13 protein-coding genes are annotated in these 12202 nt (G+C 62.1%); 11 read left to right on the top strand and 2 right to left on the bottom strand.

Annotation, left to right across the window (positions count from 1 at the left end; all coding sequences use genetic code 11):
- Nucleotides 1-13 precede the first annotated feature (13 nt).
- Together AMC88_RS23165 and AMC88_RS23160 are read left to right on the top strand one after the other, a co-directional pair.
- Complete coding sequence (locus tag AMC88_RS23165) at nucleotides 14-781, top strand: 5-oxoprolinase subunit PxpA (protein WP_064826066.1); 768 nt, start codon at nucleotides 14-16, stop codon at nucleotides 779-781.
- A gap of 59 nt (nucleotides 782-840) precedes the next feature.
- On the top strand, nucleotides 841-2043 hold the full coding sequence (locus tag AMC88_RS23160) for a pyridoxal phosphate-dependent aminotransferase (RefSeq protein WP_064826103.1): 1203 nt from the start codon (nucleotides 841-843) through the stop codon (nucleotides 2041-2043).
- A 6-nt stretch (nucleotides 2044-2049) separates the two neighbouring features.
- Here the strand turns inward: AMC88_RS23160 and nac are convergent, their stop codons facing one another.
- Nucleotides 2050-2955 (bottom strand): nitrogen assimilation transcriptional regulator NAC, encoded by a 906-nt coding sequence (gene nac, locus AMC88_RS23155; protein ID WP_016736998.1) that lies wholly within the window; start codon nucleotides 2953-2955, stop codon nucleotides 2050-2052.
- Between the two features lie 232 nt (nucleotides 2956-3187).
- Here nac and AMC88_RS23150 point away from each other — a divergent pair, with 232 nt between their 5' ends.
- From AMC88_RS23150 to AMC88_RS23125, 6 genes are all read left to right on the top strand, one after another.
- Entirely contained in the window at nucleotides 3188-3961 is a 774-nt protein-coding gene (locus AMC88_RS23150) for an SDR family oxidoreductase (protein ID WP_016736999.1), read from the top strand.
- Nucleotides 3958-4665, top strand: a complete 708-nt coding sequence (locus AMC88_RS23145; RefSeq protein WP_010021593.1) for an amino acid ABC transporter permease — start codon at nucleotides 3958-3960, stop codon at nucleotides 4663-4665. The genes AMC88_RS23150 and AMC88_RS23145 overlap by 4 nt, the downstream gene beginning before the upstream one ends.
- Nucleotides 4662-5420, top strand: coding sequence for an amino acid ABC transporter permease (locus AMC88_RS23140; RefSeq protein ID WP_064826065.1), 759 nt, complete (start codon nucleotides 4662-4664; stop codon nucleotides 5418-5420). Before AMC88_RS23145 ends, AMC88_RS23140 begins: the two co-directional genes overlap by 4 nt.
- A complete protein-coding gene (locus AMC88_RS23135; RefSeq protein ID WP_064826064.1) occupies nucleotides 5417-6181 on the top strand; it encodes an amino acid ABC transporter ATP-binding protein in 765 nt (254 codons plus the stop codon). The genes AMC88_RS23140 and AMC88_RS23135 overlap by 4 nt, the downstream gene beginning before the upstream one ends.
- Before the next feature lie 31 nt (nucleotides 6182-6212).
- Nucleotides 6213-7049, top strand: coding sequence for an ABC transporter substrate-binding protein (locus AMC88_RS23130; RefSeq protein ID WP_016737003.1), 837 nt, complete (start codon nucleotides 6213-6215; stop codon nucleotides 7047-7049).
- Between the two features lie 88 nt (nucleotides 7050-7137).
- Nucleotides 7138-7812: a 4-carboxy-4-hydroxy-2-oxoadipate aldolase/oxaloacetate decarboxylase gene (locus AMC88_RS23125; protein WP_064826063.1), complete on the top strand. Its 675-nt coding sequence runs from the start codon at nucleotides 7138-7140 to the stop codon at nucleotides 7810-7812.
- A gap of 59 nt (nucleotides 7813-7871) precedes the next feature.
- Here AMC88_RS23125 and AMC88_RS23120 read toward each other — a convergent pair whose 3' ends face one another.
- Nucleotides 7872-8906: a LacI family DNA-binding transcriptional regulator gene (locus tag AMC88_RS23120; RefSeq protein ID WP_016737005.1), complete on the bottom strand. Its 1035-nt coding sequence runs from the start codon at nucleotides 8904-8906 to the stop codon at nucleotides 7872-7874.
- 160 nt (nucleotides 8907-9066) lie between these two features.
- On the opposite strand from AMC88_RS23120, the gene AMC88_RS23115 reads away from it, so the two are divergent.
- The 3 genes from AMC88_RS23115 to AMC88_RS23105 all read left to right on the top strand — a co-directional run bounded on the left by AMC88_RS23115 (nucleotide 9067) and on the right by AMC88_RS23105 (nucleotide 12202).
- On the top strand, nucleotides 9067-10041 hold the full coding sequence (locus AMC88_RS23115; RefSeq protein WP_016737006.1) for a sugar ABC transporter substrate-binding protein: 975 nt from the start codon (nucleotides 9067-9069) through the stop codon (nucleotides 10039-10041).
- 105 nt (nucleotides 10042-10146) lie between these two features.
- A complete protein-coding gene (locus AMC88_RS23110; protein WP_016737007.1) occupies nucleotides 10147-11193 on the top strand; it encodes an ABC transporter permease in 1047 nt (348 codons plus the stop codon).
- Between the two features lie 10 nt (nucleotides 11194-11203).
- Nucleotides 11204-12202, top strand: coding sequence for an ABC transporter permease (locus AMC88_RS23105; RefSeq protein ID WP_064826062.1), 999 nt, complete (start codon nucleotides 11204-11206; stop codon nucleotides 12200-12202).

Genomic DNA, 12202 nt, shown 5'->3' with positions numbered 1-12202 from the left:
AAAGGACGAACTGATGAAGATCGATCTGAATTCCGACATGGGCGAAGGATTTGGTCCCTACCGGCTCTGCGACGACGAAGCGATGATGAAAATCGTCTCCTCGGCCAATATCGCCTGCGGTTTCCACGGCGGCGACCCCGATACAATGGGGCGCATGGTGCGGCTGGCAAAGCTGAACGGCGTCGGCATCGGCGCCCATCCCGGCCTGCCCGACCGGCTGGGCTTCGGCCGGCGCGAAATGTCCTTCCAGGCGGACGAGCTGCGCCAGCAGATGCTCTATCAGCTCGGTGCGCTGATGGCGATCGCCAGAGCCGAGCGGGTCACCGTCTCCCATATCAGCTTTCATGCGGCCATGGGCAATATGGTCAACCGCGACCCTGTCCTTGCCGATTTGATGATGGATGCGATCGTCACCGTCGACGCCGATCTCGTCGTCTTCGTCACGTCAGGCAGCGAGATCGAGCAGGCGGCGAAACGCGCGCGCCTGAAAACGCTGGCACTTTTCCTCGCGGACCGGGCCTATGACGCCGGCGGCAAGCTTGTTGCGCGCGGGCTGCCGGGCGCCGTCATCAAGGACGAAGCCGCCGTGCGCGCCCGTGTGCGGAAATTCCTCCTCGACAGCAGCGTCGAGACAATCGACGGCGGCGTGATCGCCATGCCGGCGCGCTCGATCCTCGTCCACAGCGATACGCCGGGCGCCCTCGAGCTTGCCGGCATCGTGCGTGGTGAGATCGAAGCCACCGGCGCCACCCTCGCACCTGCCACCGAACTCGCCGAATAACGCAATCCCGATCGCCTGGGGGCGGTCTTTATCCAATCCCTCATCGAAAGACCATGCTCATGTCCGTCATCGCCGACCGCCTGAAAAACGTCTCCATTTCAGCATCCGCCGCCATGACCCAGCGCGCCCGGGAATTGGCCGCCAAAGGGATCAAGGTGGTCAGCCTCTCCTCCGGTGAGCCGGATTTCCCCACCCCGGCACACGCGATCGAGGCGGCCCATGCGGCTGCACTTGCCGGCGATACGAAATATCCGCCGATGGACGGCACGCCGGCGCTCAAATCCGCCATCATCCGGAAGTTCAAGCGCGACAACAATCTCGACTATGATGCCAGCCAGATCGTCGTCTCGGGCGGCGGCAAGCAGGTGATCTTCAACGCCATGCTGGCGACCTGCAATCCGGGCGACGAGGTCGTCATCCCCACACCCTCCTGGGTCAGCTATGCCGACATCGTCAAATTCGCCGGCGGCGTGCCGGTCGCCGTGCCCTGCCGCGAGCAGACCGGCTTCAAGCTGCGCCCGGAGGATTTGGAGGCGGCGATCACGCCGCGCACCAAATGGCTCTTCCTGAATTTCCCGAACAATCCGACGGGGGCAGCCTGCTCCAGGGCGGAGATGGCCGCCATTGCCGATGTCATGCTGCGCCACCCAAACGTCTGGATCATGACCGACGATATCTATGAACATCTGGTCTATGACGACTTCCAGTTCTGCACGATCGCGGAAGTCGAGCCGAGATTGTACGATCGCGTCCTGACGATGAACGGCGTCTCCAAGGCCTACGCGATGACCGGCTGGCGGCTCGGTTTCTGCGCCGGATCGAAAGAGATGATCTCGGCTATCAGCAACGTCAACGGCCAGAATGGCGGCGGCATCGCGACGCTCACCCAGGCCGCAGCGACCGCAGCGCTGGACGGGCCCCAGGACCTGCTGAGGGAGCGGGCAGCGATCTACAAGACGCGCCGCGATTTCGTCCTCGACAAATTGTCGGAGGTGGAGGGCCTGCGCTGCCATCGGCCTGAAGGCGCCTTCTATATCTATCCCAACATATCGGGGCTGATCGGCAAGACCAGCAGGGGCGGGCGAAAGATCGAGACCGACGTCGATTTCGTCATGGGCCTGGTTGAGGAGCATCATGTCGCGACCGTGCAAGGCGCGGCTTACGGAATGAGCCCCTTCTTCCGTATCTCCTATGCGACGAGCATGGAAAAACTCGGCGAAGGCTGCGCGCGTATCGCCCAGTTCTGCAAGGAGATGCGCTGACCGCTTTTAACCCTTCAGCCGCGCCGTCAATTCGAGAAGGATGTCGCGGACAGCAAGGGCCGGTTCCGACAGGGGATTCTGGTCGGAAACGCAAAGCGACAGGGTTTCTTCGATCCGCGGTGAGACGAGCCGGCAGATCAGCGGCTCGCTCGATTCCGAGACGATGCGATCGGCAATCGCCTTCGGCATGATCGTCGCGCCGAGGCCGCTGCCGACCGCGCGGGCGAGCGTGCGCACGATCTCGACCTCCGCCACGACCTTCAAATTGGTGCGTGTGCGGGTGAAGGCGGTATCGACCGCACGCCGGACGAAATTATAGGCCGGCGGCAGAAGCAGCGGTATGCCGTCGAGAGCGTTGACCGCAACGGGTTTCGTATCCGCTTCGATGGCAAAGTCGCGATGGGCGACCAGAAAAAACGCTTCGCTGAGGATCGGTTCGAAACGCACGCCTTTGATCGGTCCGGTTCCATGCAGAAGCGCCATCTCCAGCCGGCCGTTCATGATCATCTGGCTGTAGGTCTGGCCGACACTTTCGGTCAGGTGCAGCAGAATACCGGGATGCCGCTTCCGGGTTTCCGCCAACAGATCGACGGAGAGCGTCGCAGCACTGCTGAACGGGACGAGGCCGACCGAGACGCGCCCGGCAAGCGAATTGCCGGCGGCGGACGCATCGGCCTGGGCCTGCTCCATCTGCCGAAGGATGATCTGCGCATGGCGATAGACCGCGTGTCCGGCATCGGTCATGCTGACGCCCTGCTGGCTGCGGATCAGCAGCTTGTGGCCGAAATGCTCTTCCAGCGCCGCAAGCTGCTGGCTGAGCGCCGGCTGGGCGATATGCAAGAGATCCGCCGCTCGTGTGATGCTGCCGCTGTCGACGATCACGATGAAAGATTTGAGGCGTCTGATGTCCATGGGGATCGGGGTACCATTCTGATCTCAGGACGGCATGTTTGCAGAGGCGCATTGCTTTTGCAACGCGGCGCGGCCTGACGCGAGGACGCGAGAGAATACCGGCATCGCCGCTTTCTCTTCTTCGGCAGACCGCGCCGGCTCCATAACCGTTGCTTATTGCTCCAGAGATAATCGGTCTTAGGCAAGGGGTTAAAGCTTCGCTACTGTCTCAATCAACAACAAGGGAACGACAATGCCATTCTCCGACTACAAGACCGCCCTGGTGACCGGCGCCTCCTCCGGGATCGGCGCAGCCGTGGTTGAGCGGCTTCGCCGGGAGAATATCGAGGTCCATGCCGTTGCCCGCAGCGCTGAAGCTCTGCAGCAGCTGGCCGAACGTACGGGCTGTATCGCCCATGCCATCGATGTGACCGATCGGCCGGCGATCGCCGCGCTCGCGGGCCGGGTGGAGTTCGACATTCTCGTCAACAATGCCGGCGTCGACCGTCCGAAGAAGTTCCTGGAAGCCGACGAGGGCGATATCGATCTCCTCGTCGACGTCAATCTCCGCGCGGTTCTGCACATCTGCCGCCTCATCGTGCCGGGCATGGTGGCGCGCGACCGCGGCCACGTCATCAACATCTCGTCGATCGCCGGCGCGTATAATTTCGGCGGCAACTCCTCCTATCACGCCACCAAGGCCGGCGTGAGCATGCTGTCGAACCAGCTGCGCATCGACGCTTTCGGCAAGCGGGTGAGGGTGACCGAAATCTGCCCCGGCCGGGTCGCCACGGATATTTTCAATCACGTCCACGGCGATGATCCCAGCATCCGGGAGCGGTTCATCGATGGCTTCGAGCTGCCGCAGGCAACCGATATCGCCGATGCGATCGCCTTCGCCATATCGGCTCCCGTCGCCGTCAACATCGGACATATGGAGATCACGCCGACGCTGCAGGTCATGGGCGGCCTGCAGACCGCAAGGCCGCAACCGAAGACGGATCCATCCGGGGAGCCAGGCTCGTGAGCGGCTTCGACCTTTCGGCAATCCTCGGAAATCCCGAATATGCGGCGATGCTGCTGCACGGCATCGAGATGACCTTCATCATCTATGCCGGGTCCTGGTCGCTGGCGATGGCGCTCGCCCTGCTGCTGCTCGGTATACGCCTGTCGCCCTTTCGCTTCGGCGATCCGTTGGTCGCCGCTTACGTATCCTACCACCGCAACGTCCCCACCCTGGTCCAGCTGATGCTGTGGTATTTCGGGATCTTCACCCTGATGCCGAACGGGGTAGCGACATGGCTCGCCAGCCATAATGCCGAGGCGATTTTCGCGGTGATCGGGCTCGGCCTCTGCCAGGCAGCCTATTTCAGCGAGGACCTTCGTTCCGGCGTGCGCTCGGTCGGTCCCGGCCAGATGGAGGCGGCCCGCGCGCTCGGCCACGGTTACGTCTCGGCGATGCGTTTCGTCATCATGCCGCAGGGCGTGCGCAACGCGCTGCCGCCACTTATCAATCACAGCGTCTCGCTGTTCAAGAACAGCAGTCTCGCCGTCGTCATCGGCGCGTCGGAACTGACCCATGCGGTCAAGGAAATCGAAAACCTCAGCTTCCGTACCTTCGAGATCTACCTGATCGGCACGGTTCTCTACCTCGTTTTCTCGCTCGTGATCATGAGCATCGGCGCCTATCTGTCGATGCGCGCGGATCCTGCCAGGAGTGCGCGCGCATGATCCAGGACATGATCGCCATCGTCCGCGACTACTGGCTGCTGCTCTTGATCGGCCAATATCCGAACGGGCCGCTCGGCGGGCTCGCCAATACGCTGATCCTGTCGGCGCTCAGCATCACCCTCGCTTTTCCGGCGAGCATTCTTTTCGCATTGGCCCGGCTTTCCAAGTCGCGGGTGCTGCGCTGGCCGGTCACGGCCCTTGTCTATTTCACCCGCGGCGTGCCGCTCTTGATGCTCATCCTGTGGAGCTATTTCCTGGTGCCGCTGCTGACAGGCGCCGACGTGCCGAGCTTCGTCACCATGCTGACGACGCTGGTGGTCTATCAGAGCGCCTTCCTTAGCGAAGTCGTCCGCGCCGGCATCGTCGCCCTTGGGTCCGGCCAGATGGATGCGGCACGTGCGCTCGGCCACAGCTATATCGGCGCGATGCGCTACATCATCCTGCCGCAAGCGCTCTACAATATGATCCCGAGCATCCTTTCCACCTTCGTCTCGACGATCAAGGATACCACGCTGGGTTACGTGATCAACGTGCCCGATCTGACCTTTGCGGCAAGCCAGGTCAACAACCAGCTCCTCACTCAGCCCTTCCAGGTCTTCCTCATCCTGGCCATCGTCTACTTCGCCATCTGCTGGACGCTGACCTACTTCGCCAATCGCCTCGAGCGGCGCATCACCCGGCGGCGTGCGGGACTTCTCAATGTCCCCGCCGCCGCCCTGGCCGCACCGTCGAAAATCGTATCGGAGCAGCTATGACCATGTCCGTTTCAACGCAGGAATCGCAGACGATCCGGCTTTCGCAGGTCTGCAAGAGCTATGGCGACTATCCGGTTCTGAAGGATATCGACGCTGAGGTGGCGCGCGGCGAGGTCGTGGTCATCTGCGGACCGTCTGGCTCTGGAAAATCGACGCTGATCCGCACGATCAATCGCCTCGAAGAGATCAACAGCGGGGCGATCACGCTCGACGGGCAAAATATTCACGCCTCGATGCGGGCGCGGGAACTCAACGCGATGCGCAGCCGGATCGGCTTCGTCTTCCAGAACTTCAACCTGTTTCCGCATCTTTCGGTCGCCGAAAACGTGTCGATGTCGCCGATCCGGGTGAAGGGCGTGGCGCCCGATGTCGCCCACGAGAAAGCGCTCAAGCTTCTCGACCGGGTCGGGCTTGCCGACAAGGCCCGCGCCTATCCCGGCCAGCTGTCGGGTGGCCAGCAGCAGCGGGTGGCGATCGCCCGTGCGCTTGCGATGGAACCGCCGGTGATGCTGTTCGATGAGCCGACGAGCGCGCTCGATCCGGAAATGGTCGGCGAAGTGCTGGCCGTCATGAAGAGCTTGGCCGCCGAAGGCATGACCATGCTCTGCGTCACCCACGAAATGGGTTTCGCGCGCGAGGTCGCGGACCGGATCTGGTTCATCGATGCCGGCCAGATCATCGAAACGGCGACCCCCGAAGACTTCTTCAGCAATCCGCGCCATCCCCGGGCTCAGCGTTTCCTCGCTGATCTCAGGCACTGATACCAACGATCAAAAACAAAGGAGAACAGCAATGAACTGGAAATACCTGAGCCTCACCGTCGCAGTTGCCGGCATGGCGGCCGCTATGCCCGCAAAGGCCGATCAGCTCGACACCATCATGTCGGCGAAAACGCTGCGTTGCGCGACGTTCGCCGACGTTCCGCCCTTTGCCTCGCCCGATCCGAAGACCCGTGAGATGGCCGGTTTCGACGTTGATCTGTGCGGCGCCATCGCCAAGGAACTCGGCGTCAAGGCCGAGATCAAGCCGGTTTCGGTCGAAGCGCGCGTACCCGAAGTCAAGCTCGGCCGCGTCGACATCACCGTTGCCAACCTTGCCTATACGCTGAGCCGCGCCGAGCAGATCCAGTTCAGCGATCCCTATTATCTCGCCAAGGAAATGCTGATCGTGCCGGCCGACGATGCCGGCAAGTCGAAGGCCGATTACGCCGGCCAGCGCATCGCCTCGACCAAGGGCTCGACCTCGGAAATGTCGATCAAGCTCAACAAGTCCGAGCCGCTGACCTTCCAGGATACCGCCTCGGCCTATCTCGCCGTTCAGCAGGGCAAGGCGCGCGGCATGGTGGCCAACACCATGACGACGACCAAGTTCGTCAATGAATCGAAGAGCAAGGGCAAGGAAATGCGGATGATCGAGGAGCCGATGCTCTACCAGCCGATCGGCATCGGCATGGCCAAGGATCAGCCGGCGCTGACCGCCAAGATCAACGAGATCCTGCACAAGCTCGACGAGTCCGGTGAAATCAACAAGATCTGGGACAAGTGGCTCGGTCCGAACACCGAGTACAAGATGACCCGCACCGACAAAGTCGTGCCGCTCGCGCAGCTGAAATTCGACCCGATCCCGTAGACCGACCGGTCTCGGAACCTCCCGAAGACATTCAACCGAGACAAGACGGCGGGATTTGCCCGCCGTCTACCAACGATGTGAGGCACCCATGATTCATATAAAAGACATCGCTGAACGGCCCAGCAAAGCTGACATCGAGGCCGTTTCGAAATTTTCGCCGGCGACCATCCACGAAGCCCAGGGGCGCCGCGGCGCACTTTCCTCCCGCCTCAAGCCCGTCGACTGCCGCATGAAACTGTGCGGCCCGGCATTCACGGTCAAATGCGCGCCGCGCGACAACATCATGCTGCAGCTCGCCATCAACTATGCAAAGCCCGGCGACATCATCGTCGTCTCCGCCGGCGAATACGAAGAGGCCGGCTCCTTCGGCGACGTGCTTGCCAATGCCTGCCTTGCCAAGGGCATCGGCGGTCTCGTGACCGATACCGGCGTGCGCGACACGCTGCAGCTGCGGGAACTCGGTTTCCCGGTCTTTTCGCTCAGCGTCTGCATCAAGGGCACGGTAAAGGAAACCATTGCGGCGGTGAACGACCCGATCATCGTGGGCGGCGAAACCATCAATCCCGGCGACATCATCGTCGGCGATGCCGACGGCCTGGTGGTCGTGCGCAGGCAGGAAGCGCAGGAAGCCGCCAGGCTTTCGCAGGCTCGCGAAGATGCCGAAGCCGGTTACATCGCCGCCTACAAGGCGGGCAAATCGGTCATCGAGGTCAGCAATCTGGCGCCGGTGCTGAAAGCCAAGGGCCTTGTCGTCGACATCTAAGAAGGTAGAGATCGCCTTATTCTCAATTCTCAGCCCGCGCCGGCTTTCCGGTCGTGGGCTCAGATATTCTCAGGCGTCACGATTTCAAAGGTAATGGTCCGCTGAATCGTGCCGCCCGAGGCACCCTGCGTGATCGTTTCAATCATCGTCTCGACCAGCGCCGTGGACGTCTGTTCCAGCGGATGACAGAGAGCCGCGGTAATCATCCCCTCTGACAGGCCCTTTCGCGTCTCCGGGCCGATGTCCCGGCAGACGAGGCGGATGCTTCGGCGCCGCTCCTGCGGCACTTCCCTCAGCGCCCGCAAGACCCCGGAGATGCCGCCGCCGACAATCAGGATGCCGGTGAGGTCATCCGTCGTCGCCAGCAATTCCTTGACCATCCGATAGGCCTCGTTCGGCTCCTCATGCGTGGGACGGCTGTCCTCGATGGTCAGATGCGGCGCATGTTCGCGCACATAGGAGCGGAAGCTCGCATCGGAGACGTCCTGACACTGGTAACGGTGGTTGCCGATGAAGACGGCAATCCGCCCCGGTCCGTGGGTCATGTTCGAGATCAGCCATGCAGCCGTCCGCCCCATTTTCCAATTGTCGGCGCCGACATAAGCGGCCCGTTCCCGGGCGGATTGGTCGGTAATATAGGCGATGACCGGCTTTCCCTTCTCGTGCAGCTCGCGGATGGCCTGGGCGATCACCGGGTGATCGGCGGCGACCACGGCGACGGCGTCGCAGTTTGCACCGAGCGCCTTGAGCCGGCCGGCAATATTCTCCGGCGTCAGGAGATCCACAAAATCGACCACCGGGTCGATCACCTCGTCACGCCTCGCGCGGCATGCCTCGACGATCTTCTTGCCGAAGAGCTGGTAGAGCTCGCGGCTGGATTGCTGCAGCAGAAAGCCAAGCCGGTATTTCGGCACCGACTTGCGCAGCCGGTCCTCGATTGCCCCGGCGCCGTAAAAGCCGATCCGCTCGGCGGCGGCCTGGACGCGCTGCACGGTCGTACCTTTGACGGAGGCGGTGCCGGCCAGAATCCGATTGACGGTCGCGATGGAGACATCGGCCTCCTTGGCAAGGTCGGAGATGGTCGGCCGCCGCATGATTATTCTCCTCCATCGTCAGAGCGTTCGTATCATTATGATTGATACTTCGTGATATTTTATGAATGTTTAGTATGATTCCACATTTCTGGAATTTCAAGCAGTGATATGTTTCTCTTCACGGTCACGCCAGGGAGGCGGGCCAAGGGAGGAGATAGAAATGATTAAGTTGCGCCGCCTCGCGGCAACCGTATCGATTGCCGCCATCATGACCTGCGCTGCCACGGCCGTCATGGCCGCCAACATTTTCGTCGTGGGCGGTAAGCCGGACGATCCGTTCTGGTCGATCGTCAAGCGGGGCGCCGAGGATGCCGGCAAGGTCGCCGAAGCGCAGGGCGGCAAGGTCGTCTGGCTCGGGCCGCAAAACTACGACAATCTCGGTGTCGACGCGGCCGAGCTGATCCGCCAGGCCATCGACCAGGGCGCCGATGCGATCGTCGGCCCGGACTGGGTGCCGGAAGCGATGGACCCTGCCTTCAAAGCGGTCGTCGACAAAAAAATTCCGCTGGTCATCTATAATGCCGGCGGCATCGAAGCAGCCGATCGCCTCGGTGCGATGAACTATGTCGGCTCCAACGACTATCTCTCCGGCAAGGCTGCGGGCAGCTACTTCGCCAAGCATGACCTTAAGAACGCCGTCTGCCTCAACACGCTTCCAGGTGCGGCAAACATCGAAGCTTTCTGCAAAGGCATGACCGACGGCGTGACCGAAGGGGGCGGCACCGGTTCGTCGCTGCCTCTGCCCGCAACGTCATTCGGTTCGGCGACCGCCGTCGCGCAGGCGCTGAAGGCGCATCTTCTGCAGCATCCGGAAATCAAGGCCGTCTTCGCGATCGGCAATGTCGATACCAATTCGGCGGTCAACGGCGTCACGCAGGCCGGCAAAGCCGGACAAGTGAAGGTCTGCGGCATGAACATGGATGAAACCGTCCTGAACAACATCAAGAGCGGCAGCCAGCTTTGCGCCATCGACCAGCAGGGTTACCTGCAGGGCTACCTGGCCGTTTCGATCCTGAACGGCAACGTCAATTACGGGCTCACCGTCCCGACCCGGGAGATTCTGACCGGGCCCGGCGTCATCGACGCGTCCAACGTCGACGCCACCTTGGCAGGCGTGAAGGCCGGCGCCCGGTAAGGGATCGGCCGAACGTGGTGAAGCTGCCTGCCCCTCACGCGGGCAGCTTCCATTCTTTCAAAGCGCCGACCGCTACGGGTCACGCGACTTTATTGGTGGAATCAAATGAACGCGAGAAACGATGTCCTCGCCCCGTCGGTTCCCTCGGGCGGCCATGCCAAAGCGACCATCGGTCAGCTTTCCCGGCGCCCCGAGGCGGGGTCGCTGCTGGGCCTGATTGCGGTGTTCGTCTTCTTCGCCCTGCTGGGCGGCAAGGTCTTCCTGTCCGCTGCGGGCTATGCAAGCTGGCTCAACGTCGCGGCCGAGATCGGCATTGTCGCGCTGCCGATCGGGCTGCTGATGATATCAGGCGAAATGGACCTCTCGATCGGCGCGGTGATCCCGGCATCATCGCTGACGGTGGCGATCATTTCAGGCCATTATGGCCTTCCCGAAATCGTCGGGATTTCCGCCGGCCTCGGCGTCGGGCTCCTCGTCGGACTTTTCAATGGTTATCTCGTCAACCGCACCCGCGTCCCGTCCTTGATCGTCACCATCGGTTCGATGTTCGCCGTCATGGGGCTGACGCTCGGCTTCACCGTGCTGATCGCCGGCAGCACCGGCGTATCGCTGGTGCCAAGCCCGGCCGTCAAAGCGATCCTCGGCGATTTCATCGGCGGCATGTTCCAGGTAACGATCTTCTGGTGGATTCTGTTTGCGGCGGCGTTCTTCTGCCTTCTGCACGTCTCGCCCGTCGGCAACTGGATCTTTGCTCTCGGCGGCGACAAGGTCTCGGCCCGCAACGCCGGCATTCCGACGGAAAAACTGACCATCGCCCTCTATATGCTGTCGGGCTTTTCCGCCGCCTTCGTCGGCGTCAGCCAGGTGCTTGTCTATCAAAGCGCGCAGGTGCTCGGCGGACAATCCTTCATCTTCAATTCGATCATGTGCGTGGTCATCGGCGGCGTGCTGCTGACCGGCGGCGCCGGATCGGTGGTGGGCATCGTCTTCGGCACGCTCACTTTCGCGATCGTCAATCAGGGCATTTATTTCACCGGCATAGACCCGAACCTCGGCAGTGTCATCATCGGCGCGCTCCTGCTGTTCGCCGTGATGATGAACGACAAGTTCCGGCTGATGGCGATGTCCCACGCCGCGAAAAAGAAGAAGTGAGGGCGGGTAGATGAACGGCTTTTCCATTGGACACTTCGTACGCCGCCCGGAATTTGGCGCCGTGTTGAGCTTCGTGGCGGTGATCGCTTTCTATGTCGCCTTCGGCGGCGCCAGCCTCGGCGCGCTCTTCGGCGCGGCCAGCTGGATCAATTTCGCCGCCAATCTCGGTATCGTCGCCCTGCCTGTCGGCCTTCTGATGATAGCAGGCGAGCTCGATATCTCGATCGGCGCGATGATCCCGGCGGGCTCGATGACGATCGCCATCCTCTCGGGCTATTACGAGCTGCCGATCGTCATCGGCATGCTGGGCGTGCTCGCCATCGGCGTCGCCGTTGGGCTGGTCAACGGTTTGCTGGCGGTGCGCACCAGCGTGCCCTCGCTGATCATCACCCTCGGCACGCTGGTGGCGGTGCAGGGGCTCGTGCTGGCGGGATCCGTCATCCTGACCGGGGCGGCTTCCGTTCCGCTCAATGCGCCTGGCTGGGCCAAGATGGTGTTCGGAGACCTCATCCACGGCAAATTCCAGGTGATCATTCTGTGGTGGCTGGCGCTGACCGTGGTCTTTGGTTTCGTGCTGCACGCGACCCGCTATGGCAACTGGATCGTCGCCATGGGCGGAGACGAGGTCAGCGCGCGCAATGCAGGCATTCCGACCGACCGGCTGCGGATCGTCCTCTTCATACTGTCGAGCACGGCTGCCTCCTTCGTCGGAATGTGCGGCGCCATCCTGTTCAATTCCGCGCAGGTCTCGGGCGGCATGAACTACATCTTCAACACCGTCGTCTCGATCGTGGTGGGCGGCGTGCTGCTCACCGGCGGCTTCGGTTCGGTCGCCGGGATCTTTCTCGGCGCGCTGACCTTCGCCGTCGTCAGCCAGGGCATCTACTTCACTGACATCGACCGCAATTGGTCCAACCTGATCATCGGGGTGATGCTGATGGCCGCCGTTCTGATGAACAACACGTTCCGGCAAATGGCGTTGAGCTTCGTGCCGAAGAAAAACAAGTGA

Origin of the sequence: Rhizobium phaseoli (assembly GCF_001664385.1) — a bacterium.
GTDB classification, from domain to species: domain Bacteria; phylum Pseudomonadota; class Alphaproteobacteria; order Rhizobiales; family Rhizobiaceae; genus Rhizobium; species Rhizobium phaseoli.
This window is presented reverse-complemented; position numbering and strand designations above follow the sequence as displayed.

Bases quoted from the DNA above. Each gene is read 5' to 3' on its own strand.
- AMC88_RS23110 (WP_016737007.1), top strand. From the start codon at position 10,147: ATGAACGCGAGAAACGATGTCCTCGCCCCGTCGGTTCCCTCGGGCGGC.
- AMC88_RS23105 (WP_064826062.1), top strand. From the start codon at position 11,204: ATGAACGGCTTTTCCATTGGACACTTCGTACGCCGCCCGGAATTTGGC.
- nac (WP_016736998.1), bottom strand. From the start codon at position 2,955: ATGGACATCAGACGCCTCAAATCTTTCATCGTGATCGTCGACAGCGGC.
- AMC88_RS23135 (WP_064826064.1), top strand. From the start codon at position 5,417: ATGACCATGTCCGTTTCAACGCAGGAATCGCAGACGATCCGGCTTTCG.
- AMC88_RS23115 (WP_016737006.1), top strand. From the start codon at position 9,067: ATGATTAAGTTGCGCCGCCTCGCGGCAACCGTATCGATTGCCGCCATC.
- AMC88_RS23140 (WP_064826065.1), top strand. From the start codon at position 4,662: ATGATCCAGGACATGATCGCCATCGTCCGCGACTACTGGCTGCTGCTC.
- AMC88_RS23120 (WP_016737005.1), bottom strand. From the start codon at position 8,906: ATGCGGCGGCCGACCATCTCCGACCTTGCCAAGGAGGCCGATGTCTCC.
- AMC88_RS23160 (WP_064826103.1), top strand. From the start codon at position 841: ATGTCCGTCATCGCCGACCGCCTGAAAAACGTCTCCATTTCAGCATCC.
- AMC88_RS23125 (WP_064826063.1), top strand. From the start codon at position 7,138: ATGATTCATATAAAAGACATCGCTGAACGGCCCAGCAAAGCTGACATC.
- AMC88_RS23150 (WP_016736999.1), top strand. From the start codon at position 3,188: ATGCCATTCTCCGACTACAAGACCGCCCTGGTGACCGGCGCCTCCTCC.
- AMC88_RS23130 (WP_016737003.1), top strand. From the start codon at position 6,213: ATGAACTGGAAATACCTGAGCCTCACCGTCGCAGTTGCCGGCATGGCG.
- AMC88_RS23165 (WP_064826066.1), top strand. From the start codon at position 14: ATGAAGATCGATCTGAATTCCGACATGGGCGAAGGATTTGGTCCCTAC.